The organism is Streptomyces anulatus (genome assembly GCF_014650675.1).
Classification (GTDB): Bacteria; Actinomycetota; Actinomycetes; order Streptomycetales; family Streptomycetaceae; genus Streptomyces; species Streptomyces anulatus.
Window position 1 is genome coordinate 194,689 of sequence record NZ_BMVK01000009.1, and the last position, 22,989, is coordinate 217,677.

Below are 22,989 nucleotides of genomic sequence, written 5' to 3' on the forward strand. Positions count from 1 at the left end.
CGGCAGAGACGGCGGCGGAGCCCCGGGAGCGATCCCCGCCACAAACCGAAACCTTACACATGATTATCATTTCCAATAAAGTGAGCGGGGTCCTCGCCCGAACCCCACTGGCCCCCGCCGCCTCTACGCCCCCGCCGACCGCAGGAGTTCGCCATGCCGCAGTCCCCGCAGACCCCACCCCACGCACCGCCGCGCCTGCTGGTCTCCGACCATGTCGCCGGTCGGATCAGCCTGTTGGACCTCCCGGACGGCACGGAGCGCGCGGAGCTGAACCACCGGCACCTCGCCGAGCACGCCGGCTTCCTCGCCCTGCCGGGTGATCTGGCCGCCTGCGTGGACGACCGGGCGGGCGAGCTGCTGCTCCTCGACCCGTACGGCCCCGACGCCGGCCGGCCGCTGATCCGGCGGCGGATACCGGTCGCGGTCCCCGCCGAACACCTGGCGGCGGACCCGGCAGGGCGACACCTGGCGGTGACCACCGGCCTCGGCAGGAACGAGGAGGCCTGGACCGGGCTCCTGACGGCCGTCGACCTCGACGCACCGGACGGCGCCGTCGCCGTACGCGTACGCGGGCGGACGGGCGAACCGGGGGTCACGGTCCTCGGTGGGCCGTCCCCCCTCGTGGTGCTGCGCCACCGGGAGCCGGGCGAGCTGCTGGTCCACCGGCACCGCGACCTGATGCGCTCGGCCCCCGCATGCCCTCCGGCGACCCCGGTCCGGCGGATCGCCCTGCCGGACGACGACGGACACGGCGACGCCCACGACCCGCTCACCGGCCGGGTGTTCGCCGCCGCGGGCTCGGGCGTGCATCGCGCACGCCGGGAGGGGGACGGCCTCACCCCCGAAGCCCCCCTGGCCTGGTCCGCCGACGGGCGCTCCGGCGGGCGCGGTTACTACCTCCGGCTCGACCCCGTGCGGCGGATGCTCTGGTCCTGCGTGCGCGGCGGACCGGGCGACCCCGGGCAGTGGCCGGACTGGTCCAACGACGCCTGGTGGCACCACCTCGACACCGGCGTCACGGGCCGGCTGGACCTGGGCCCCGGACTGGTGTTCCGGCTCGCGGTGACCGCCCGCCACATCGCGTACACCCGCGTCCACCCGGACGGTGACGAACTCGTCCTGCTCACCGCGCCCCCGGCGGCCGGATCCCGACCGGCGGTCGGCGCGCGCCTGCCTCTGCCCGCCATGTCCGGTGCGCCCCGGCCCGGCGGGACCCCCTGGGACGGTGTGCAGCGGCGGGCCGTCGCCGCCTCCCCCGGCGGGGGCCTGGTGGCGGTCAGCCGGGGAGGACACGGCGAGGTCCACGTCTTCGACGCGGACCGGGCGGACCTGCTCACGACGCTGACCGTTCCGACACCCCTGGACGACGGCGGCCACCTGGCCCTCTTCACCCCCGGGGACGGGGCGCACGCCGACCCGGTCGGCCGCTAGAGACGCGTCGCGGGTGGTGGCGCGGCACGGCCGCCGCACCACCACCCGCCCCTGGGCGCTCAGCCCGCCTTCACCAGGAGGACTTGGTCACTCCCGGAAGGAATCCCGCGTGGGCCTGCTCACGCATCCGGACCCGGGAGAGTCCGAACCTGCGCAGATACCCCCGGGGCCTGCCGTCGACGCTGTCCCGGTTGCGCACCCGTGTGGCACTGGCATCGCGCGGCTGACGCCGCAACTCCTCGACGGCCGAGGCGCGTTCGCGCTCAGAAGTGCCGGGCCGGCGGATGATCTCCTTCAGCTCGGCCCTGCGGGCGGCGTAGCGGTCGACGGTCGCCCGGCGCCGGTCGTTCCGCGCGATCTTGCTCTTCTTCGCCATCAGACCTTTCCTCCCCGCGCACGGATGCGCGCGACCGCGGCCTCGATGCCGATGCTGTCGACGGTCTTGATCGCCCGAGCGCTCAGCGTGAGGCGCACAGAGCGGCCCTCGCCGGGCAGCCAGTACCGCTTGCGCTGGACATTCGGGTCGAACCGGCGGGACGTCCGGCGGTGCGAGTGGGAGATGTTGTTGCCGAATCCCGGCTTCGAGCCGGTCAGTTGGCAGTGGGCGGACATGAAGAGTTACCTGCCTCTCGTTCGACGCATCCATTATTGAAAATGGAAACCATTGCCATATGGTAGCGCCCATGGCTCGCAACGAAGTACGCCCGGTCATCAAGCTCCGCTCCACCGCGGGGACCGGCTACACCTACGTCACCCGCAAGAACCGGCGGAACGATCCCGACCGGATGGTGCTGCGCAAGTACGACCCGGTCGCCCGTCGCCATGTCGACTTCCGCGAGGAGCGCTGAGGCCCGCCCGTCCGCGCCCCTCCCTCGCCTTCCGCCGGCATCGCCGGCCCCGCCCCCTGCGCCCCGCTGGGGCCCAACCCCCAGGACACCGTCATGAAGCCCGGAATCCACCCCTCCTACGGCCCCGTCGTCTTCCGCGACAAGGCCGCCGACTTCGCGTTCCTGACCCGTTCGACCTTGACCAGCGACCGCACCGTCGCATGGGAGGACGGCAACACCTACCCGGTGGTCGACGTGGAGATCTCCTCCGCGAGCCACCCCTTCTACACCGGCACCGCCCGCGTCCTGGACACCGCCGGACGCGTCGAACGCTTCGAACGCCGCTACGGACGCGGTGAGGCCCGGTGAGCGGGCACCGCACGAAACTGCCCGTCGTCATCGTCTGCGGCCTGCACTCCGAGGCACGCCGCGAAGTCGTGGAAGGGCTGCTGCGGGACGTCCCGCACAGCGTCGCGCTGCACCACGACCTGTCGACGGCCACCGGCGGGACGGTCCGCCGGTCCCTGCGCGACGCCGGCGGCCAGCTGGCTTCCGGCGAAACGCCGCTGGTGAACGCATGCGCCTGCTGCGCGCTGCGCGAGGATCTCGTCCCCGAACTCGAACGTCTCGCCGGGGACGGGCGGACCCGCCTCGCCGTCCTGGAGCTCTGGGACTCCGTCGAGCCGAAGTCCATGGCCGAGGTGATCGCCGCGCACACCACCGCCGCCGAGGTCACCAACGTGTTCGCGGCGGTCGACCCGACGCTCGTCCTGCCCTGCCTCTCCAACGGCGACGATCTGGCCGAGGCCGGACTCGCGGCGGCCCCGGCCGACCGGCGGACCATCGGCGACACGTGGGCCCGGCAGGTGGAGTACGCGCCCGTCCTGGCCATGGCGCCGAGCCCGGCGGCCGACGACGAGGACCGCGCGCTGATCCGGCAGCTGAACCCGACGGCCCGCCAGGCCGCCTCCGGTTCGGCCGAGTTGGCCCGGCTCGCCTTCGCGGGATTCGACGTGGAGGCGGCGGACGCGGGCCAGCACCCGGCCTGCGCGCTCCTTCCCCAGGAGGCGGACGAGGCCGGAGTGGGCACGCTCGTCTGGCGGCGGCACCGGCCCTTCCACCCCGAGCGCCTGCTCGACGCGCTGGAGGACCTGAGCTGCGCGGCGGCCCGCAGCCGGGGACGGTTCTGGCTCGCGGACCGGCCCGACACCCTGCTCTCCTGGGATGCGGCGGGCGGCGCGCTCTGCGTGGAGAACACCGGCCCCTGGCTCGCCTCCCTCCCGGACGCCGCGTGGTCCATGGTGCCGCCCTACCGGCGGGCGGCCGCCGCGCTGGACTGGCATCCGGAGCACGGCGACTGCTGCCAGCACCTGGTCTTCGTCTCCCCCGGCCTCGACCGCGACGGCCTGACCGGCCTGCTGGACTCCTGCCTGCTCACGGACGAGGAGTACGGCTCCGGCCGGGAGACGTGGAAGAGCCTGCCCGCCGCCTTCGACGCTCTCCTCGACCCGGTCCACTGACCGGCTCCGTTCCATCCGAATCCCCGACCCCCGGCCCCCGGCCCGTAGCCGTCTGCCGCATGCCCGGCACTTTCCGCACGTCGACCACGAGGAATCCTCATGACACGTCAGCAGGACCCCCGCAAGCCTCTGAAGAACCGGCCGAACCCCCTGGACGCCGCCAGGATCACGTACATCGACTACAAGGACACCGATCTGCTGCGGCGGTTCATCTCCGACCGGGGGAAGATCCGCAGCCGGCGGGTCACCCGGATCAGCGCCCAGCAGCAGCGCCAGGTGGCCGCGGCCATCAAGAACGCCCGTGAGATGGCGCTGCTGCCGTACTCCGGATCCGCGGCGGGCAAGTAGGGCTCGATGTCCCCGCCTCGGGGCGCGCCCCGAGGCTCGGGATGCAGCACGGCCGCAGCCCGGCGACCATGGACGCATGGGCAGTGACATCCCCGAGAAGGACGCCCCGGGTCCGAGGCCGTCGGATCCGGGAACAGCGGGTCGACGGGGCGGCCCGCCGAACCAGGGTCTCGCTCTCGCCGCGATGCTGTTCGCCGTGTCGATGACGTTCATCGACCAGACCATCGTGGCGATCGCCGCCCCGGACATCATCGACGAACTCGGGCTCACCTCGTCGCAGATGCAGTGGGTCGTCAACGCCTATCTGCTGACGCTGGCCGCCTTCTTCGCCCTGGGCGGGCGGTTGTCCGACCTGTTCGGGCACCGCCGGGTGATGCTGATCGGCACCCTGGTCTTCGTCATCGCCTCCGCGCTGTGCGGTGCGGTGCCCTCCGGCGACTTCGCCCAGGCCTGGCTGATCGGCTTCCGCGCCGTCCAGGGCATCGGTGCGGCCCTGATGTTCCCCGCCGCACTCGCCGTGGTGATCGCCGTGTTCCCGGTGGAGCGGCGCGGACGTGCCCTGGCCCTGTTCTTCGGGGTGTCCGGGGCGCTCACCGCGATCGGGCCGCTGCTCGGCGGCTGGCTCACCGCGTGGACCTGGCGGGCGATCTTCTGGGTCAACGTCCCGATCGCCGTCATCGCCGTCGTGCTGACCCTGCTGGCCCGCATCCCGGACCGGACCCGCCGCGAACCGCTGGACCTGCCCGGAGCGGTGCTGGTCGCCCTCGGCATGGGGCTGACGGTGCTGGGTCTCCAACAGGCCTCGGTCTGGGGCTGGGACAGCGTCGCCACCTGGGCGTGCATCGCGGGCGGGCTGCTGGTGCTGGCGGCCTTCTGCCGGTTCGAGCTGCGGACGCGCTCCCCGTTGATCAACCTGCGGGTCTTCCGCGACCTGGCGTTCCGCATCGACAACGCCGTGCTGTTCTTCGCCATGATGGCGTTCGTCCCGGTGTTCTTCTTCGCCTCCGTGTACGCGCAGGTATCGCTGAGCGCGTCGCCGAACCAGGCGGCGCTGTATCTCCTGTACTTCTTCATCGGTTTCGGTCTCGCCTCCCAGTGGGGCGGCCGGATCCTCGACAAGCGCGGCGCCCGTCCCGCGATGAAGCTCGGCACCGCGCTCGGTGCGGTCGGGTTCGCGCTGTGGGCGGGGAAGTTGACGACGCTGTCCATGCACGACCAGTGGCTGTACGCGGCGATGGCGGGCGCGGGTATCGGACTGCTGCTGGCCCCCGCATCGACGGACGCGGTGAACCGGGCGATCGACGCCTCGTACGGCGAGGTCACGGGCATCACCCAGACCGTGCGCAACTTCGCGGCCAGCATCGGGCTGGCCGTCTACGGCACCGTGCTGACCCATACGACGATCACCAAGGTGGACGAGACCCTGCGGGCCAAGGGTGTTCCGGAGGGCGCGTCGCACGATGCCGCCGAGTCCATCGCGCAGTCGGTGACCGGCCAGGCGGACTCCCGGGGACCTTCGGGCTCGGGACCGGTGGCCGAGACCGTGAGGGACTCGATGTCGGCGATCCGGATGGACTTCGCCGAGGCGAACCAGTGGGTGTTCTACGGGATGGCCATCGCCCTGGCCGTCGCTTTCCTGATCTCTCTGCGCCATCCCGGGACCCGGGTGACCGGGAACTCCTCCGGCTAGCGGGGAGGAACACCTGCGGGCAGGCTCGGAATCGGGCAGGTCCGGTGACGAACCGACCGGGGCGGGTCGCTGTCGGCCGCGGCGGAAACGGCCGGGGCGACCGCATGGCTCCCGATCGTCCGGACGGGTGGCGTGTGCGGGGCACGCCGGGCGGGGCGGGTCGCCGGACGCGGTCGGGCGGGACGGTGTCGTACTCCGTCACCCCGGCGTCGGCACGCCCCGGTGGATCAGAAGGCGAAGACGGCGTTGTCGTTCATGCTGCCCGCCATCTCGCAGGCGTTGCCGTACGTGGTGCTGAACTGGACCTGCTTGCCCTGCCAGACGCCGTGGGCGGTCACCACGACCGGGTCCCACTGGCGGGTACAGGTGCGGTTCGACGGGCCGGCGGTCAGTTCGGAGAACTTCCCCCGGACCTCGGCCAGTTCCTTGCAGGCCGCAGCGGGATCGGGGTGTGTCCCCTCGGCGGTGGGGGCGCACGTGAGCGTCACGGCCCGCTCGACGGTGGCGGTCAGCGGGTCCTCGCCGCGGGCCACGGTGAGAACAAGCGCGGAAGGCGCGTAGAGGCTCTCCGCCTTCGCCGGTGCGGCCTGGGCGGTGGCGGTCGCGAAACCGCCGAACAGAAGGGTGCTCGCCGTGATGGTTGCGAAGATCGCGTGAGAGTTGCGTCGCATGAGTGAAGACTCCTTGGTCGTATGCCTGATTGCGGTCAGGAGTCTTACGCATGCGGAAAGTGAGCGCACATCGACGGCCAGCTTCCGGCCGCAGACGGGCGTTCGAGCCGACCGAATGGTCATTCGGGCAGCTCAGGCGCCTCGCGCGGGCCGTCCAGCATATGGACGAACCTCGGCGGTTCAACGCGAAACTACCGCCTGACCTGCGAATATACGGGGACCCCTCGATGCGCCAAACCGTCGCTTCGACCGGAAAGCGCCGCCGCACGGAACGCTCGCACCCCCCGGCCACCCCTCCGGCGCCGACCGCGACCGAGCGGCGAACCACCCGAGGGTCACATGGAGGACACGATTCCGGATCCCGCTTGACCAGGGCAATTTAGGTTAGGCTAACCTCACGGTCGTGATCGTTCCTGCCCTCGACCGAGAAAAGCCACCGCCGCGTCGGCGCTCCGCGCCCGCTGCCGGTGCCACCGCCGTGCCCTTGGCGGCCCCCGAACCCGACGCCGGCCTCGACGCCCGCGACATGACGATCGCGTACGACCGTACCGACGTCGTGCACGGCGCCGACCTCCGGCTGCCGCGCGGTCGCGTCACCGCGCTCATCGGGCCGAACGGCAGTGGGAAGTCGACCCTGTTGCGGGCCGTGGCCCGGCTGCACAAGGCCCGCACCGGCAGCGTGACCGTGGCGGCCGGCGCCGAGGACGCCGAGCCCGTCGACGCCCTCGCCCTGTCTCGCTCCGACTTCGCCCGCCGAGTCACCCTGCTCGCGCAGAGCCGGAACGCGCCGGCCGGCCTCAGCGTGCGCGACGTGGTCGGATTCGGCCGGCATCCCTACCGGGGCCGGCTCCGGGGAACCGATCCGGACGGCGCCCGGATGGTCGAGCACGCGCTGAGCGTCACGAACCTCGCCGAGTTCGCCGACCGCGGGGTGGAGAGCCTGTCCGGTGGGCAGTTGCAACGCGTCTGGTTCGCCTGCTGCCTGGCCCAGGACACCGACGTCCTCCTCCTCGACGAGCCGACCACCTATCTCGACCTGCGCTACCAGGTCGAGATCCTCGACCTCGTCCGCGATCTCGCCGACACCCACGGCGTCACCGTCGGGGTCGTGCTGCACGACCTGGACCAGGCCGCCGCCGTGGCCGACCAGGTCGTCCTCCTCTCGTCCGGGCGGATCGTCGCCGCGGGCACGCCCGCGGAGGTGTACGCCCCCGAGCGGCTCAGCGACGCGTACGGCATCCGCATCGACGTCGAACCCGACTCCTCCACCGGCATCCCGCGCACCCGTGCGGTCGGCCGCCACCACCTTCGTTCCGAAAGGCCCTGAACACCCTCATGAAGAACCAGCACCTGACGTGGTCCGCCCTCGCCGCCGCGGCCGCGCTCGCCCTCACGGCCTGCGGCACCACCGAGGCGCCGAAGAAGGAGTCCGCCGGGGACAGCGCGGTGACGATCACCGACTCCCGCGGCAAGAAGATCACGCTCGACGGGCCGGCCAAGCGCGTCGTCGGCACCGAGTGGAACGTCGTCGAGTCGCTCGTGACCCTCGGCGTCCAGCCGGTCGGCGTGGCCGACGTCAAGGGCTACACCGCGTACAACACGGCCGCGCCGCTCACCAAGGGCGTCAAGGACATAGGCACCCGGGGCGAGCCCAGCGTCGCCACCGTCGCCGGTCTCAAGCCCGACCTCATCATCGCCACCACCGACCTGACCGACTCCGCCATCGCGCAGCTGTCCAAGGCCGCCCCGGTCGCCGTGGTGCGTTCGGCCGACGCGAGCCGGCAGATCGACCAGATGGTCGACACCGTCGAGCTCATCGGCAAGGCCACCGGCAACGAGGACAAGGCCGAGTCCGAGGTCGACTCCTTCCGCAAGGCGGTCGCCGACGGGAAGAAGAAGCTCGCGGACGCCGGTCTCGACGGCGAGAAGGTCGCCTTCGCCGACGGCTGGCAGGAGGGCAACCAGGTCTCGGTGCGCCCGTACGCCAAGGGCTCGCTGCTCTCCGACGTGAACACCGAACTCGGCCTCGTCGACCCGTGGAAGCTGAAGGGCGACGCGGCCTACGGCCTGGCGGCGACCGATGTCGAGGGCCTCACGAAGATCGGCGACGCCCAGTTCGCGTACATCGCCAACGACTCCGACGGCGGCGACCCGTTCGCCGACGGCCTCAAGGACAACGCGGTGTGGAAGTCCCTCCCGTTCGTCAAGAACGACGAGGTCCACCGGCTGCCCGACGGCATCTGGATGTTCGGCGGCACCGCGTCGATGCGCGAGTACATCGACGCCCTCGTCGGCGCACTGACCGCCTGACGATGAGCACACGCACCACAACCGCCCCGCCCGCCCCCGTGAAGACGGGGGCGGGCGCGGCCGGTCCGGCCGGGGCCACGTCCCCGGTGACGGCCGGCCCGCCGGCCCGTCGCGGCCGGATGTTCCTCCTCGCGCTCGCGGGGCTCGTCGCCCTGGCCGCACTCGCGATCGTGCACGTGGGCCAGGGCACCGCCGCCGTGGACCTGCACACGCTCTGGCAGTTGGCGACCGGGGCCGCCTCCGACCGGAGCGCCGACGAGCAGACGGCCGCCGTGGTCCTGGACTCCCGGCTGCCCCGGCTCGCCGCGGGGCTCCTCGTCGGCTGCGCGCTCGGCGCGGCGGGCGCGGCCCTCCAGTCGGTGTCGCGCAACATGCTGGCCTCCCCCGACACGCTCGCCGTGAACGCGGGCGCGTACCTCGCGGTGGTCGCCGTCGCCGCGTTCGGCATCACGCTGCCCGCGCTGCCGGCGGGGGCCACGGCGTTCCTCGGCGGGCTGCTGGCGGCGGGCGTCGTCCTCGGCCTCTCCCGGGCGGGAGCCGGACCGATCCGGCTGGTGCTGGCGGGTTCGGCGCTCACCCTCGCCCTGTCCGGGCTGAGCGGGATGCTGCTGCTCCTGCGCTCCCAGCAGACGACCGGGCTGTTCGCCTGGGGCAACGGCTCGCTCGCCCAGATCGGCATGCAGTCCATCGACCGGCTCACCCCGGTCGCGCTCCTGGCGTTCGCCGGACTGATGCTGCTCGGCAGGCGGCTGGACATCCTCGCCCTCGGCGACGACGGCGCCGCGGTCGTGGGCGTGAGCCCCCGGCTGACCCGCAGCATCGCCGTCATCCTCGCGGTGCTGCTGGCAGCGGTGTCCGTGGCGGTCGCGGGGCCGGTCGGCTTCGTCGGCCTGTGCGCGCCCGCCGTGGTCCGCCTGCTCAGCACGTGGATCCCGGGCCTGGTCCGGCACCACGCGTTCATCCCCGCGTCGGCGCTCGCGGGTGTGTTGGTGGTGCTCGGCGCGGACGTCGCTCTGCGCGCGGTGTTCGGCGCCCAGGCGGGGGCCGAGGTGCCCACCGGCATCGTCACGACCTGCTTCGGCGCGCTCGTCCTGATCGTCCTCGCCTACCGTTCGCGCGACATGGGCACGGACAGCGGCTCGACGGCGTTCGCCCGGCTGCGCAGCCGGCGGGCGTTCGTCCTCACGCTGGTGGCGACGGTCGTGGGCCTCCTCGGCGCGGTGGTGGCGGCGACGCTCTTCGGCGACGCGACGCTGCTCCTGGGCGATGTGGGCAACTGGCTCACCGGCCGCGCGGGGCAGTTCGTCGGTTACGTCCTCGACACGCGCGTCCCCCGGGTCGCCGCGGCTCTGCTGGCCGGTGCGGCGCTGGCCGTCGCGGGAGCCGTCGTCCAGGCGGTGTCGCGCAACCCGCTGGCGGAGCCGGGCGTCCTCGGCGTGGTCAGCGGGGCGGGGGTCGGGGCGGTCGCCGTCCTCACCGTCGTACCGCTGGCGAGCTTCTGGCTGATCGGCGGCTCCGCGCTGGCCGGTGCGACGGCCGCCGCGGCGCTGGTGTTCGGTCTGGCCGCACGCCGCGGGCTGGAGCAGAACCGCCTGGTGCTGATCGGCATCGGCGTCCAGGCCGGTGCGGGCGCGTTCGTGAGTCTGCTGATCGTGCTCACCGACCCGCACAACGAGACCAAGGCGCTGGCCTGGCTGGGCGGTTCGACGTACGGGCGGACGTTCCCGGAGCTGATCCCGGTACTGGTGGGCCTGGTCGTCGCGCTGCCCCTCCTCGCGCTGATGCGCCGCGAACTGGACCTGATCGGGCTGGACGACGAGACGCCCGCCCTGCTCGGCGTGCGGATCGGCGCCACCCGGCTGGCCCTGCTGAGCCTGGCCGTCCTCCTGACGGCCGGAGCCGTGGCGGCGGTCGGCGTGATCGGATTCGTCGGCCTCGTCGCCCCGCACGCGGCACGCGCCCTGGTGGGCCGGAGTCACGTGCGGGTCATCCCGGTGAGCGCGCTGCTCGGCGCGCTGCTGGTGGTCGTGTCCGACCTGGTCGGCCGGGCGATCATCGCTCCGGCACAGATCCCGGTCGGGCTGCTGACGGCCGTGATCGGCGCCCCGTACTTCATCTGGCTGCTCTGGCGGTCGCGCCGCGAGGGGTGAGGGGGGAGCTGCCCCGGTTCCGGAGCCGCGCGGTCGACGACCGCGCGGCTCCGGCGTTTCCCCCGGAGGGTCAGGCCTCGAAGCGGTGGTGCCCGGAACCGACGGCGAAGACCGCGCAGCCGTCCTCCATCCGCAGGAAGCGGGCTCCGGTGTGGGTGACGTCCTCGGCCCGGCCGGCCCGGATCCACACGTCGGCGGTGGTGTTCACGGGCAGGGTCACGGTCAGTCGGAAGCGGCCCTTCTCCGTCTTCCAGTCGGTGGTGACGGGGCCGTGGAGGGAGGCGAACCGGCCCCGGGCGCGGGTGATGCCGCCGCCGGGGCGGGGCCGCACGGTGACCTTGCGGAAGCCTGGCTCGGCGGGGGCGATGCCGGTGATGTGGGCGTACATCCACTCCCCCACGGAGCCGTACGCATAGTGGTTGAAGGAGTTCATCCCGGCGTCCTGGAAGCTCCCGTCCGGCTTGATGGAGTCCCAGCGCTCCCACATGGTCGTGGCCCCGCGGTCGATCTGGTAGCCCCAGCTCGGGAAGGTCCGCTGGAGCAGCAGGCGGTACGCCACGTCCGTGTGCCCGGTGTCGGTGAGGACGGGGAGCAGGCGCGGGGTGCCGAGGAAGCCCGTGGAGAGGTGCCAGTCCTTCGCCTCGACGAGGGCGACGAGGCGGTCGGCCGCGGTCACGCGTTCCGCGGTGCTCAGGAGGTCCATGGAGAGCGCGAGGACGTAGGCGGTCTGGGTGTCGCCCTTCACCCGGCCGCCGTCGGTGACGTAGGCGGCGCGGAAGGCCTCGCGGATCTCCGCGAACAGTGCGGTGTACGGGGCCGGGTCCTTGCCCAGGACCTGGGCGGTGCGGGCCACGAGGTCGGCGCTGTGGGCGTAGTAGGCGGTGGCGATGACGTCCTTGGGGGTGTCGTCGGCGATGTTGAGCCAGTCGCCGTACCCGGTGGCGGGCCGCAGCCGGCCGCTGCTGTGCGCGTCCAGGTAGTCGAGCCACTTCAGCATCGAGGGCCAGGCCCGCTCCAGTACCCGGGTGTCGCCGTAGGCCTGGTGGAGCGCCCAGGGGACGGTGACGCCCGCGTCGCCCCAGCCGGCCGAGCCCGCTCCGAGTCCCTCGACGTGCGGCGCGACGTCCGTGAACGCGCCGTCGGCGGTCTGGTCGTCCTGGAGGTCGCTCAGCCATTTCCCGAGGAAGCGGGCGGACTCCATCGTGTACGCGGCGGTGGGCGCGAAGACGTTGATGTCGCCGGTCCAGCCCAGGCGTTCGTCGCGGGCGGGGGTGTCGGTGGGGATGGAGAGGAAGTTGCCGCGCAGGCCCCAGGTGATGTTGCTGTGGAGCTGGTTGAGCAGGGGGACGTCGGTCTCGAACTCCATGGTGAGGGGGGCGTCGGTGTGGATCACCTGCCCGACGACGGCGTCGAGCGGCGGCCTGCCGGGGTAGCCGGTCACTTCGACGTAGCGGAAGCCGTGGAAGGTGAAGCGGGGCTCGTAGGTCTCCCGGCCGCCGCCCTTGAGGGTGTAGTGGTCGGTCGCGGCGGCGGAGCGGAGGTTGGCGGTGTAGACGGTGCCGTCGGGGTTGAGCACCTCCGCGTGGCGCAGTCGCACGGTGGTGCCGGCCCGGCCGGTGACGCGCAGCCGGGCGGTGCCGACCATGTTCTGGCCGAGGTCGAAGACGAAGACGCCGGGCCGGGGTTCGGTGATCTTCCGTGCCGTGAGCTGCTGGATCACCCGGCAGGGTCCGTCGGGCTCCGCCACCAGCTCGGCGGTGACCTTCTCCGCCGTGGGCACGGCCCGTTCCCAGGCCGCGTCGTCGAAGCCGGGGCGCAGCCAGCCCTCGGTCTCGCGGCGGGCGTCGTAGTTCTCGCCGGTGAGGAGGTCGGCCAGGGTGATGGGCCCGGTGGCGGCACGCCAGTCGGTGCCGGACAGCACCCACTCGGTCGTGCCGTCCCGGTAGGTGACCTCCAACTGACCGAGGAAGGCCGGGTGTTCGCCGTACTGGTGCGGGCCGAACATGCCGACGTTGCCCGCGTACCAGCCGGTCGCCAGCTCCACGCCCAGGGTGTTGTCCCCGGAGGTGAGCAGTTCGGTGACGTCATGGGTCCGGTACTGGATCCGCTTGGCGTAGTCGGTCCAGCCGGGTGCGAGGCGGTCCGTGCCGACGCGCTTGCCGTTGAGGTGGGCCTCGTACAGGCCGAGGGCCGTGGAGTACAGCCGGGCCCGCTCGACGGGCTTGCGCCGCAGCCGGAACTCGTGGCGCAGCTGGGCGACGGGGGCGTAGGCGGGAGCGACCTTCCCCCAGGGGCCCGACCCCCACGGGGCGAGGACCTTCGCGGCCGGCCAGGCTCCGTCGTCGTAGTCCAACGCCCGCCACTCGCCTGCGGGTTCGGCGTCGGCGGCCTTCCAATCGCCGTCGGTGGCGATGGTGCGCACGCCGTCGGCGGTGGTGAGTTCCAGGGCCCCGAGCAGCCCGGCGGGGCCGGGCACATCGTTGGTCGCGGCGACGGCGAGCACATGGCGGCCGGGCGTGAGCCGCGCCGTGACGTCGGTGAGCGAGGGGCGCCTCCAGGTCTCGGCGGCCTGGTCCGCCTCGGCCCGCGCGATCTCGGCGCCGTCCAGATGGGCGACGTATCCGTCGTCGGCGGTGAGCACGAGCCGGGCCCGGGTCACCCCCTCGGGTACCTCGAACACGCCCCGGAACCAGCGGGTCGCGGCCGGAGCGCCGGTCGCCGGATCACCCTCCGGGAACCAGATCCAGGACGCCGCGCCGAGGGCGGGCGCGCCGACGAGGGAGGCTGGGGCGCCGATCCAGCGCGCCGACCAGTCCGACGCCTCGTTGAGGCCGGTCTCCCACCACGCGGGCTCGGACCAGGCGGAGACGTGGCCCTCGTCGTCCCAGACGCGCACGGTCCAGTGGTAGCGGGTACGGGAGCGCAACTCCGGTCCGCCGTAGGTCACCTGGGCCGAATCCGGGGAGTCGACCTTGCCGCTGTCCCAGACGTCGGGGTGTTCCAGGGCGCGTTCGCTGAGGGCGACGCGTATCTGGTAGGCGCTCTGGCTGCGTCCGGGCGCGGTGGCGGACAGCGGCCAGCCGAGGCGCGGGCGGGCGCTGCCGATGCCGAGCGGGCGCCGCACGTACTCGGCGGTCGAGCCGCCCACCCGGAGGGACGCGGCCCCGCCGCCTCCCCGTCCGGCGGCCTGCGCGGGGGGTACGGCTCCGGCGATGAGGGTGGTTCCCAGGACGGTGGCGGACGTGCTGAGCAGTCGTCGTCTGCTGATCACACTCGGCTCCGATGCTGCGAGGGGATGGGGTGGGGGGGTGCGTCAGGGGGAGGCGGTGAGGGGGCGGTCCGCCCCCTCGATCCGCCGTGCCGCCGCGTCCCAGGCCGACGGATCGCCGGTCGGTTCGTAGCGGGTCAGGGGCTGGGTGCGGGCGAGGAGTTCACGGGTTGCGGCGAGGTCGCCGGGCAGTCCGCGGGCCCGCGCCTGGACGAGGACGCTGCCGAACGCGGCGGCCTCCGCCGGGCCTGCCACGACCGGCAGTCCGCAGGCGTCGGCGGTCAGTTGGCAGAGCAGGGCGTTGCGAGCCCCGCCGCCGACGATGTGCACGACGTCGACCGCGCGGTCGGCCAGGCGCCGCGCCTCGTGGATCGCGCGCCGGTGGGCGAGGGCCAGCGAGTCGAGGATGCAGCGCGTGGTCTCCCCCGGGGTGCGGGGCTCCGGCTGCCCGGCGGCCCGGCAGGCGTCCGTGATGCGTCCGGGCATGTCGCCGGGGGCCAGGAACTCGGGTGCGGCGGCGTCCACCACGTACCGCAGGGCGGGCGTGCGGGCGGCCTCGGCGAGCAGGGGGTCGATGTCCTTCCGGCCCCAGGCGCGCATGCACTCCTGGAGGAGCCACAGGCCCATGATGTTGCGCAGGAAGCGGACGGTGCCGTCGACGCCCAGTTCGTTGGTGAAGTTCGCGGCGCGGCTCGCCCCGGTGGTGACGGGGGCGTCGAGTTCGAGCCCGGCCAGGGACCAGGTTCCGGTGCAGAGGTAGGCGAACCGCTCCCCCCGCCGGGCCGGGACGGCGGCGACGGCGGAGGCGGTGTCGTGCGAGCCGACCGTCGTCACCGGTACGGGGCCGGGCTGTCCGGTCAGCTCCTGGACCAGGGGCAGCGTCGCCCCGGCGGGGTCGCCGGGGCGGCGCAGCGGGGCGAAGAGCCCGAGGTCGATGCCGAGGCGGCCGGCCAGGTCCCGGTTCCAGTCACCGGTGCGCGGGTCGATGAGCTGCGTGGTGGAGGCGTTGGTGAGCTCGGTGCCCTGCTCCCCCGTGAGCCAGTACGAGATCAGGTCCGGGATCAGCAGGAGCCGCTCCGCGGCGGCGAGTTGGGGGGTGTCGCGGGCGGCCGCGAGTTGGTAGAGCGTGTTGAAGGGGGCGTGCTGGATGCCGGTCGCCCGGTAGAGGTCCTCGGGCGGGACCGTGGCCCACACCTGCTCCGGGACTCCTTCGGTGCGGCGGTCGCGGTAGTGGACGGGGTTGCCGAGGAGGGACCCGCCGGCGTCGAGCAGCCCGTAGTCCACCGCCCAGCTGTCGATGCCCAGGGAGTCGACCGGGCCGGCCGCGCGCAGCCCGTCGAGCACCCCCCGGTGGAGGCCGAGGACGTCCCAGCGCAGGCCCTCCGGGAGGTGCACGGGCCGGTTGGGGAAGCGGTGGACCTCGGTGAGGTCCAGGGTGTCGGGGCCGACGCGGCCGACCATGACCCGGCCGCTGGAGGCTCCCAGGTCGGCCGCGGCGAGGATCTGCGGGCGGGCGCTCATCGCAGGAAGGCCCCGGCGACCCCGGCGTCGACGGGGATGTGGAGGCCGGTGGTGTGGGTGAGGTCGCCGCCGGTGAGGGCGAAGACGGCGTTCGCGACGTGTTCGGGCAGCACTTCGCGCTTGAGGAGGGTGCGCCGGGCGTAGAACTCGCCGAGCTTCTCCTCCTCGATCCCGTACGTCGCGGCGCGCTGCGCCCCCCACCCCCCGGCGAAGATGCCGGAGCCGCGTACGACTCCGTCCGGGTTGACGCCGTTGACCCGGATGCCGTCCTCACCCAGTTCGGCGGCGAGCAAACGCACTTGGTGGGCCTGGTCGGCCTTGGCGGCGGAGTAGGCGATGTTGTTGGGGCCGGCGAAGACGGCGTTCTTCGAGGCGATGTAGACGAGGTCGCCGCCGATGCCCTGGGCGCGCATGACGCGTGCGGCCTCGCGGGAGACAAGGAAGGAGCCCCGGGCCATGATGGCGTGCTGGAGGTCCCAGTCCCGGACCGTGGTCTCCGCGAGCGGCTTGGAGATGGAGATGCCCGCGTTGTTGACCACCAGGTCGACGCCGCCGAAGGCGAGCACAGCCGCCTCGAAGGCCCCGGCGACCTGCTGCTCGCTGGTGACGTCGACGGTGACGGCCACCGCCTTGTCGGGGCCGCCCAGTTCCTCGGCGACGGCGGCCGCGCTCTCCGTGTCGAGGTCCGCGACGACCACGCAGGCTCCCTCCGCCACGAGGCGGCGGGCGATGGCCCTGCCGATGCCGCTGCCGGCGCCGGTCACCAGGGCGATCCGGGTGGCGAGCGGCTTCGGCTTCGGCATCCGCCGGAGTTTGGCCTCCTCCAGGGCCCAGTACTCGATGCGGAACTTCTCCGACTCCTCGATCGGCGCGTAGGAGGAGACGGCTTCCGCGCCGCGCATCACGTTGATCGCGTTGAGGTAGAACTCCCCCGCCACGCGCGCGGTCTGCTTGTCCTTGCCGAAGCTGAACATGCCCACGCCGGGGATCAGCACGATCGCCGGGTCAGCGCCCCGCATCGGGGGCGAGCCGGGCTCCGCGTGGCGGGCGTAGTAGGCGGCGTACTCCTCCCGGTAGTCGGTATGCAGCTCGCCCAGGCGCTCGACGGCGCGGTCCGGTCCGGCGGCCGGCGGCAGGTCGAGGACCAGCGGCCTGACCTTCGTCCGGAGGAAGTGGTCCGGGCAGGAGGTGCCCAGGGCCGCGAGCCTCGGGTGCTCGGTGCGGGCGAGGAAGTCCAGGACCGCGTCGGAGTCGTCGAAGTGCCCGACCTGCGGGCGGTCCCGGGAGGCGAGGGCGCGTAGGTGCGGGGCGAGGGCGGCGGCCCGCGCGCGGCGCTCGGCCCGGGGCAGCGCCTCGTACCCGTCGAGGACCGGTCCGAACGGCTCGGGCCTGCCGCGCGCGGCCAGGAAGGTCTCGGCGGTGCGGATGATGTGGAGCGCGTTGTCCTCGCACTCCTGCGACGTCTCGCCCCAGGCGGTGATGCCGTGGCCGCCCAGGACGCAGCCGACTGCTTCCGGGTTCGCCTCCTTGACCGCGGCGATGTCCAGGCCCAGCTGGAACCCGGGGCGCCGCCAGGGAACCCAGGCGACCGTCCCGCCGAAGCATTCGGCGGTCAGCTTCTCCCCGTCGGCGGCGCAGGCGAGCGCGATCCCGGAGTCGGGGTGCAGGTGGTCGACGTGCGGGGCGTCGACGAGCCCGTGCATGGCGGTGTCGATGGAGGGGGCCGCGCCGCCCTTGCCGTGCAGGCAGTAGTCGAACGCGGCGACCATCTCGTCCTCGCGCTCCACGCCCGCGTAGACGCTCCGCAGCGCGCGCAGCCGGTCGAGGCGGAGCACGGCGAGCCCTTCGGCGGTGAGGGTGCCGAGGTCGCCGCCGGAGCCCTTGACCCACATCAGCTCGATGTCGTCGCCGGTGACCGGGTCGGGCTGGGCGCCCTTGGCGGAGGCGTTGCCGCCCGCGTAGTTCGTGTTGCGCGGGTCGGAGCCGAGCCGGTGGGAGCGGGCCAGGAGTGCTGCGGCTTCGGGGTGGAGTGCCATGGATTCCTCGGTGTCCTTCGCGAAGGGGCGGCAAAGAGGCGGATCGGGAGTGCGGCGGTTCGGACGGGGCCGGGTGTGCGGTGGCCGGGAGAGGCGGCCGGTGCGCGGCTGCGGGGCGGGCAGAGGGCGCGGAGGCTGTGCGGGGCGGGCAGAGGGCGCGCGGGCTCGGGGGGGGGCGGGCTCTGGGGGGCGGGCAGGCGCGCGGGCTCTGAGGGGCGGGGCGGTCCTACGCCCCCCAGCCCGCCTGCTGTCCGCCGATCCGCTCCTCGGCGGTCTTCGTCGCCCAGCCGGAGCGCCGGTAGGCGGCCATCGGGTCGCCGTCGAGGCCCTGTTCCTCGCGGACCTCGGCGAGCAGGGGACGTACGTCGGTGTTGTAGGCGTCCATGAGCACGGCGTTGGCCTCCAGGACGTCGCCGGTGCGCTGGGCGGCGGCCAGGGCCTCCCGGTCCACGAGGAGGGCCTTGGCCGTGGCCTCCTGGACGTTCATCACCGAGCGGATGATCGCGGGGATCTTCTCCTCGATGTTGTGGCACTGGTCGAGCATGAAGGCGACGTCCGCGGTGAGTCCGCCGCCGCGGACGACCTCGTACATGATGCGGAAGAGCTGGAAGGGGTCGGCCGCGCCCACCATCAGGTCGTCGTCGGCGTAGAAGCGGGAGTTGAAGTCGAAGGCCCCGAGCCGGCCTTCGCGCAGCAGCGTCGCGACGATGAACTCGATGTTGGTGCCGGGTGCGTGGTGCCCGGTGTCCACGACGACCTGCGCCCGGGGCCCGAGCTTGAGGCAGTGGGCGTAGGCCGTCCCCCAGTCCGGGACGTCGGTCGTGTAGAAGGCCGGCTCGAACAGCTTGTATTCCAGGAGCATCCGCTGGTTGTCGCCGAGCCGTTCGTACACGGCGTCCAGCGCCTCGGCGAGCCGGTCCTGGCGCTCGCGGACGTCGTCCTGCCCCGGGTAGTTCGTGCCGTCCGCGAACCACAGCTTGAGGTCCCGGGAACCCGTCGCGTCCATGATGTCGACGCACGCCAGGAGGTGGTCCAGCGCCTTGCGGCGTACGGCGGGGTCCGGGTGGCAGACGCTGCCGAGGCGGAAGTCGTCGTCCTGGAAGGTGTTGGCGTTGACGGTCCCGAGGGTGAGACCCCGGTCGCGGGCGTGCGCGGCGAGCGCCGCGTAGTCGTCCACCGTGTCCCAGGGAATATGGAGGGCGACGGTGGGTGCGGCTCCGGTGAACTCGTGCACCTTCGCCGCGTCGTCCAGCTTCTCCTGGGGGGTGCGGGGCACGCCGGGCCGGGCGAAGACCTTGAAGCGGGTCCCCGAGTTCCCGTACGCCCAGGAGGGGGTCTCGATGGACTGGGACGTGAGGGCGGCCTTCACCGTGGCGGGCTCGGTCACTTCGTCGCTCCTGTGACGTCGGTGTGAACGCGAATGAATCTGAAACGATTCACGCGGCTTGAAGGTAGAAGTACCCCCGAGGGCTGTCAACCCTTCCGGCGCAGCGGACCCGGCAGAACCCGGTGAATGCACAGGGCAGTTGATAATTCTCGTTCGCCCCCATTGACGCGCCCCACGGCCCCTGCCTAACGTCCCGGCAACTCATTTGAAACCTTTCACGATGCGGTGAGGACGCCCTCCGCGCCGTTGAGGAGCCACCGATGACCCACCGGTCCGCCAAGGATCCGGCCCCCGTGCTGGCACTGAGGGACGTCTCCAAGTCCTTCGGCGCCGTACGAGCCCTGCGGGACGTGTCCCTCGACCTGTTCCCCGGCGAGGTCCACGCCCTCGCCGGGGAGAACGGCGCGGGCAAGTCGACCCTGATCAAGACGTTCGCCGGAGTGCACCGGCCCGACTCCGGTCAGCTGCTGCTGGACGGCGAGCCGGCCGTGTTCCACGGCCCGGCCGACGCCCGTGACGCCGGTATCGCCGTCATCTACCAGGAACCCACGCTCTTCCCCGACCTGTCGATCGCCGAGAACATCTTCATGGGCCGTCAGCCCCGGCGGAGCTTTCGCCGGATCGACCACCGGGCCACCCGGACCGCCACGGCCGCCCTGATGGACCGGCTCGGGGTCGCGCTCGACCCCGACCGTCCGGCGCGCGGCCTGTCGATCGCCGACCAGCAGATCGTCGAGATCGCCAAGGCCCTCTCCTTCGACGCCCGCGTCCTGATCATGGACGAGCCGACGGCCGCCCTGACCGGCAGCGAGGTGGCACGGCTCTTCGGCGTGGTCCGCGCCCTGCGCGAGCAGGGTGCCGCCGTGCTGTTCATCTCGCACCGGCTGGAGGAGATCTTCCGTGTCTGCGAACGCGTCACGACCCTGCGGGACGGGGCGCTGATCGCCAGTGAACCGCTGGCGGGCATGGACGAGGAGGACCTCGTCCGGCGGATGGTCGGCCGGGACCTCGACGAGCTCTATCCGAAGCAGCACGTGGAGGCCGGCGCGGTGGCCCTCAGCGTCCGGCGGCTCACCCGCGAGGGCGTGTTCACCGACGTCTCCTTCGATGTGCGCCGCGGCGAGATCGTCGGCATGGCGGGCCTGGTCGGCGCCGGGCGTACGGAGGTGGCGCGGGCGGTCTTCGGCGTGGACCGGTGGGACGCCGGCGAGGTCGAGGTGTCCGGGCGGGCGCTCGTCAACGGCGCCCCGTCCACCGCCATGGCCGCCGGCCTCGCCCTGGTCCCCGAGGACCGGCGCGCCCAGGGGCTGGTGATGGGCATGTCCATCGAGCGGAACATCGGGCTCACCGGGCTGCGCGTCACCAGGAGGGCGGGGCTGATGGACCGGGGCGCCGAGCGCAGCCGGTCGCTCGACTGGGCGCTCAGACTCCAGGTGAAGTACGCCCGGATCGCCGATGCCGTGTCCACCCTGTCCGGCGGCAACCAGCAGAAGGTGGTCCTGGCCAAGTGGCTCGCCACCGGGCCCGCCGTGCTGATCGTGGACGAGCCGACGCGCGGTATCGACGTCGGCACCAAGGCGGAGGTGCACCGGCTGCTGAGCGCGCTGGCCTCCGACGGGGTGGCGGTGCTGATGATCTCCTCCGACCTGCCCGAGATCCTCGGCATGGCCGACCGGGTGCTGGTGATGCACGAGGGCCGCCTCACCGCCGAGATCCCTCGTTCCGACGCCACCGAGGAGACCGTGATGGCCGCAGCCACCGGGAGGGCCGCCGCATGACGGTGACGACGACCGAACCGGCGCCCGTCGCGCCGGTACCCGCCTCCGGCAGCACCCGGCTGGTGGACCGCGTCTTCCGGATACGTGAACTCGCCATCCTGCTCGTGCTGTTGGTGATGATCGTGGTCACCCAGCTGGGCAACAGCGCGTTCCTCTCCGAGCAGGGCATCAAGGATCTGCTGCTCAACGCGACGATCCTGGTGCTGGTCGCCACCGGCCAGTCGCTGGTCGTCATCACCCGCAACGTCGACCTGTCCGTGGGCTCGACGCTCGGCATCAGCGCCTTCGCCGCCGGTACGTATCTCCAGGGCGGCGGGCATCCGGTGGTGGCCGTGGTCCTGGCCGTCCTGCTGGGTGTCGGCTTCGGGCTGCTGAACGGGCTGCTCGTGAGTCTCGGCCAGGTGCCCGCGCTGGTCGTGACCCTCGGGACGCTCTACATCATCCGGGGCGTCGACTCGATCTGGGTCGGCTCGCGGCAGATCACGGCGGCCGATCTCCCGGGCGGCTTCGTGGACTTCGGCTCCGGCGGGATCTCGGCCGTGCCCTGGCTCGCGATGCTCGCGCTGGTCCTGCTGGTGTCGACGGCGTACTACCTCAAGCACTTCGGCAGCGGGCGCGAGCTGTACGCGCTGGGCTCCGACCCGGAGGCCGCCCGGCTGGCCGGGATTCCCGTACGCCGGCGGATCCTGCTCGCCTACACCTTCTGCGGGGCGCTGGCCGGTCTCGCCGGCGCGCTGTACCTGGCGCGCTTCGGGAACGTCGACTCGGGCACCGGCACGGGTTACGAACTCACCGTCGTCAGCGCGGTCGTGGTCGGCGGCGTGGTCTTCACCGGGGGCTCCGGCACGGTCTACGGCGCGGCACTCGGCGCACTGCTGCTGACCTCGGTCAACAGCGTGCTGCCCGCACTCGGCGTCAGTTCCGTGTGGGTGCTCGCGATCAACGGCTTCCTGCTCATCCTCGCCATCGCGGCCGACCGGATCGTCGCCCTGCGCGTGGCGTCCGCACTGAAGAAGAGGAACGCCCGCCATGGCTGACTCCGCACTCGCGCGCGCCGTCCGCTGGGACACGGTCGTCGGCGCCCTCCTGATCGTGGTGCTGCTGCTGTCCTTCGGCTTCGTCGACGGCTTCGGCAACGCCCTCAACCTGTCGTTCCTGATCGGCAACACCCTGCCCATCGCGCTGATCGCGCTCCCGATGACCCTGCTGGTGGTCTCCGGGGAGATCGATCTGTCGGTGGCGTCCACGGCCGGCCTCTCGGGGGCGGTGATGGGGGCGCTGTGGAACCAGGGCCTGCCGATCGAGGCGATCATCCCCGTCTGTCTGCTGCTCGGCGTGGTCTGCGGACTGGTCAACGGGCTGCTGGTCACCCGGCTCGGGCTGCCGTCGCTGGCGGTGACCATCGGAACGCTGGCCGCGTACCGGGGCATCGCGCAGATCGTGCTGGGCTCGGACGCCGTCACCGACTTCCCCTCCCCCTACCTGGACTTCGCCGCCGGACGGATCGGCGACACCTTCGTCCCGTACGCCCTCCTGCCGTTCCTGGCGCTCCTCGCCGTCGCCGTACTCGTCCTGCACGCGACGCCGTTCGGACGTTCCCTGTTCGCGACGGGGGCCAACGAGGAGGCGGCCAGGTTCGCGGGGGTACGGGTCAGGCGGCAGAAGCTGATCCTGTTCACGGTGACCGGTCTCATGGCCTCCCTCACCGGGGTGTTCTGGGCGCTGCACTACGCCAGCGCCCGGTTCGACAACGCCACCGGGCTCGAACTGTCGGTCGTTGCGGCCGTGTTGCTCGGCGGCATCGACTTCGACGGCGGCCGGGGCACGCTCGGCGGCGCGATCGCGGGCGTGTTCCTGCTCGGCGCACTCCAGAACGTGATGAGCCTCGGAGACGTCTCGGCGCAGTCGCAGATCGTCGTCACCGGCGTGCTGCTCGTCGTCTCCGTGCTCGGCCCGCGCGTCGGGCGCCGGATCTCCGTCGCGCGGGCGGGCCGGCGGGCCGCCTCGGCTCCGGCCTCGACCCCATGACCACGCGCTCCGCGCCGTAACCGC

At 72.7% G+C, this 22,989-nt stretch carries 19 protein-coding genes; 12 read left to right on the forward strand and 7 right to left on the reverse strand.

Annotation, left to right across the window (positions count from 1 at the left end; genetic code table 11):
- The first annotated feature begins 153 nt into the window (after window positions 1–153).
- The gene (locus IE272_RS23020; protein WP_190007770.1) at window positions 154–1,431 is read left to right on the forward strand and encodes a hypothetical protein; all 1,278 of its coding nucleotides are present in this window, start codon (window positions 154–156) and stop codon (window positions 1,429–1,431) included.
- A 70-nt stretch (window positions 1,432–1,501) separates the two neighbouring features.
- Here IE272_RS23020 and rpsN read toward each other — a convergent pair whose 3' ends face one another.
- Window positions 1,502–1,807 carry a 30S ribosomal protein S14 gene (rpsN, locus tag IE272_RS23025; RefSeq protein ID WP_057667507.1) on the reverse strand — a complete coding sequence of 102 codons (306 nt, stop codon included), beginning with the start codon at window positions 1,805–1,807 and terminating at the stop codon, window positions 1,502–1,504.
- Complete coding sequence (gene rpmB / locus IE272_RS23030) at window positions 1,807–2,043, reverse strand: 50S ribosomal protein L28 (RefSeq protein WP_050362772.1); 237 nt, start codon at window positions 2,041–2,043, stop codon at window positions 1,807–1,809. The genes rpsN and rpmB overlap by 1 nt, the downstream gene beginning before the upstream one ends.
- 71 nt (window positions 2,044–2,114) lie before the next feature.
- Here rpmB and rpmG point away from each other — a divergent pair, with 71 nt between their 5' ends.
- From rpmG to IE272_RS23055, 5 genes are all read left to right on the forward strand, one after another.
- Window positions 2,115–2,279: a 50S ribosomal protein L33 gene (rpmG, locus tag IE272_RS23035; RefSeq protein ID WP_003964410.1), complete on the forward strand. Its 165-nt coding sequence runs from the start codon at window positions 2,115–2,117 to the stop codon at window positions 2,277–2,279.
- Window positions 2,280–2,372: 93 nt separating this feature from the next.
- Window positions 2,373–2,627 (forward strand): type B 50S ribosomal protein L31, encoded by a 255-nt coding sequence (locus tag IE272_RS23040; RefSeq protein ID WP_007449727.1) that lies wholly within the window; start codon window positions 2,373–2,375, stop codon window positions 2,625–2,627.
- On the forward strand, window positions 2,624–3,778 hold the full coding sequence (locus tag IE272_RS23045) for a CobW family GTP-binding protein (protein ID WP_057667505.1): 1,155 nt from the start codon (window positions 2,624–2,626) through the stop codon (window positions 3,776–3,778). The genes IE272_RS23040 and IE272_RS23045 overlap by 4 nt, the downstream gene beginning before the upstream one ends.
- Window positions 3,779–3,877: 99 nt before the next feature.
- Window positions 3,878–4,126 (forward strand): 30S ribosomal protein S18, encoded by a 249-nt coding sequence (gene rpsR / locus IE272_RS23050; RefSeq protein WP_007449729.1) that lies wholly within the window; start codon window positions 3,878–3,880, stop codon window positions 4,124–4,126.
- Between the two features lie 76 nt (window positions 4,127–4,202).
- The gene (locus IE272_RS23055; RefSeq protein WP_056704768.1) at window positions 4,203–5,816 is read left to right on the forward strand and encodes an MFS transporter; all 1,614 of its coding nucleotides are present in this window, start codon (window positions 4,203–4,205) and stop codon (window positions 5,814–5,816) included.
- Between the two features lie 227 nt (window positions 5,817–6,043).
- Here the strand turns inward: IE272_RS23055 and IE272_RS23060 are convergent, their stop codons facing one another.
- Window positions 6,044–6,487, reverse strand: coding sequence for a subtilase-type protease inhibitor (locus tag IE272_RS23060; RefSeq protein WP_190007772.1), 444 nt, complete (start codon window positions 6,485–6,487; stop codon window positions 6,044–6,046).
- A gap of 526 nt (window positions 6,488–7,013) precedes the next feature.
- On the opposite strand from IE272_RS23060, the gene IE272_RS23065 reads away from it, so the two are divergent.
- Genes IE272_RS23065 through IE272_RS23075 form a run of 3 tightly spaced genes read left to right on the forward strand, consistent with a single transcriptional unit; the run spans window position 7,014 to window position 10,947 of the window.
- A complete protein-coding gene (locus tag IE272_RS23065; RefSeq protein WP_050363195.1) occupies window positions 7,014–7,814 on the forward strand; it encodes an ABC transporter ATP-binding protein in 801 nt (266 codons plus the stop codon).
- An 8-nt stretch (window positions 7,815–7,822) separates the two neighbouring features.
- Window positions 7,823–8,797: an ABC transporter substrate-binding protein gene (locus IE272_RS23070; RefSeq protein ID WP_098891239.1), complete on the forward strand. Its 975-nt coding sequence runs from the start codon at window positions 7,823–7,825 to the stop codon at window positions 8,795–8,797.
- 2 nt (window positions 8,798–8,799) lie between these two features.
- On the forward strand, window positions 8,800–10,947 hold the full coding sequence (locus IE272_RS23075) for an iron ABC transporter permease (protein ID WP_078961500.1): 2,148 nt from the start codon (window positions 8,800–8,802) through the stop codon (window positions 10,945–10,947).
- 70 nt (window positions 10,948–11,017) lie between these two features.
- Here IE272_RS23075 and IE272_RS23080 read toward each other — a convergent pair whose 3' ends face one another.
- From IE272_RS23080 to rhaI, 4 genes are all read right to left on the reverse strand, one after another.
- Window positions 11,018–14,218, reverse strand: a complete 3,201-nt coding sequence (locus IE272_RS23080; protein ID WP_190007774.1) for an alpha-L-rhamnosidase — start codon at window positions 14,216–14,218, stop codon at window positions 11,018–11,020.
- Window positions 14,219–14,260: 42 nt separating this feature from the next.
- Window positions 14,261–15,736: a rhamnulokinase gene (locus IE272_RS23085; protein WP_190007776.1), complete on the reverse strand. Its 1,476-nt coding sequence runs from the start codon at window positions 15,734–15,736 to the stop codon at window positions 14,261–14,263.
- Window positions 15,733–17,772: a bifunctional aldolase/short-chain dehydrogenase gene (locus tag IE272_RS23090; protein WP_190007778.1), complete on the reverse strand. Its 2,040-nt coding sequence runs from the start codon at window positions 17,770–17,772 to the stop codon at window positions 15,733–15,735. The genes IE272_RS23085 and IE272_RS23090 overlap by 4 nt, the downstream gene beginning before the upstream one ends.
- Before the next feature lie 226 nt (window positions 17,773–17,998).
- The gene (gene rhaI, locus IE272_RS23095) at window positions 17,999–19,159 is read right to left on the reverse strand and encodes an L-rhamnose isomerase (protein WP_190007780.1); all 1,161 of its coding nucleotides are present in this window, start codon (window positions 19,157–19,159) and stop codon (window positions 17,999–18,001) included.
- Window positions 19,160–19,419: 260 nt separating this feature from the next.
- On the opposite strand from rhaI, the gene IE272_RS23100 reads away from it, so the two are divergent.
- From IE272_RS23100 to IE272_RS23110, 3 genes are read left to right on the forward strand one after another with little or no spacing between them, the layout of a single operon-like run.
- Entirely contained in the window at window positions 19,420–20,937 is a 1,518-nt protein-coding gene (locus tag IE272_RS23100) for a sugar ABC transporter ATP-binding protein (RefSeq protein WP_190007783.1), read from the forward strand.
- Window positions 20,934–21,974 (forward strand): ABC transporter permease, encoded by a 1,041-nt coding sequence (locus IE272_RS23105; protein ID WP_050362761.1) that lies wholly within the window; start codon window positions 20,934–20,936, stop codon window positions 21,972–21,974. The genes IE272_RS23100 and IE272_RS23105 overlap by 4 nt, the downstream gene beginning before the upstream one ends.
- On the forward strand, window positions 21,967–22,965 hold the full coding sequence (locus IE272_RS23110) for an ABC transporter permease (RefSeq protein ID WP_056704791.1): 999 nt from the start codon (window positions 21,967–21,969) through the stop codon (window positions 22,963–22,965). Before IE272_RS23105 ends, IE272_RS23110 begins: the two co-directional genes overlap by 8 nt.
- Window positions 22,966–22,989 lie beyond the last annotated feature (24 nt).

Coding starts and splice junctions, on each gene's coding strand:
- IE272_RS23020 (WP_190007770.1), top strand. CDS start 154: ATGCCGCAGTCCCCGCAGACCCCACCCCACGCACCGCCGCGCCTGCTG.
- rpsN (WP_057667507.1), bottom strand. CDS start 1,807: ATGGCGAAGAAGAGCAAGATCGCGCGGAACGACCGGCGCCGGGCGACC.
- rpmB (WP_050362772.1), bottom strand. CDS start 2,043: ATGTCCGCCCACTGCCAACTGACCGGCTCGAAGCCGGGATTCGGCAAC.
- rpmG (WP_003964410.1), top strand. CDS start 2,115: ATGGCTCGCAACGAAGTACGCCCGGTCATCAAGCTCCGCTCCACCGCG.
- IE272_RS23040 (WP_007449727.1), top strand. CDS start 2,373: ATGAAGCCCGGAATCCACCCCTCCTACGGCCCCGTCGTCTTCCGCGAC.
- rpsR (WP_007449729.1), top strand. CDS start 3,878: ATGACACGTCAGCAGGACCCCCGCAAGCCTCTGAAGAACCGGCCGAAC.
- IE272_RS23055 (WP_056704768.1), top strand. CDS start 4,203: ATGGGCAGTGACATCCCCGAGAAGGACGCCCCGGGTCCGAGGCCGTCG.
- IE272_RS23060 (WP_190007772.1), bottom strand. CDS start 6,487: ATGCGACGCAACTCTCACGCGATCTTCGCAACCATCACGGCGAGCACC.
- IE272_RS23065 (WP_050363195.1), top strand. CDS start 7,014: ATGACGATCGCGTACGACCGTACCGACGTCGTGCACGGCGCCGACCTC.
- IE272_RS23070 (WP_098891239.1), top strand. CDS start 7,823: ATGAAGAACCAGCACCTGACGTGGTCCGCCCTCGCCGCCGCGGCCGCG.
- IE272_RS23075 (WP_078961500.1), top strand. CDS start 8,800: ATGAGCACACGCACCACAACCGCCCCGCCCGCCCCCGTGAAGACGGGG.
- IE272_RS23085 (WP_190007776.1), bottom strand. CDS start 15,736: ATGAGCGCCCGCCCGCAGATCCTCGCCGCGGCCGACCTGGGAGCCTCC.
- IE272_RS23090 (WP_190007778.1), bottom strand. CDS start 17,772: ATGGCACTCCACCCCGAAGCCGCAGCACTCCTGGCCCGCTCCCACCGG.
- IE272_RS23100 (WP_190007783.1), top strand. CDS start 19,420: ATGACCCACCGGTCCGCCAAGGATCCGGCCCCCGTGCTGGCACTGAGG.
- IE272_RS23105 (WP_050362761.1), top strand. CDS start 20,934: ATGACGGTGACGACGACCGAACCGGCGCCCGTCGCGCCGGTACCCGCC.
- IE272_RS23110 (WP_056704791.1), top strand. CDS start 21,967: ATGGCTGACTCCGCACTCGCGCGCGCCGTCCGCTGGGACACGGTCGTC.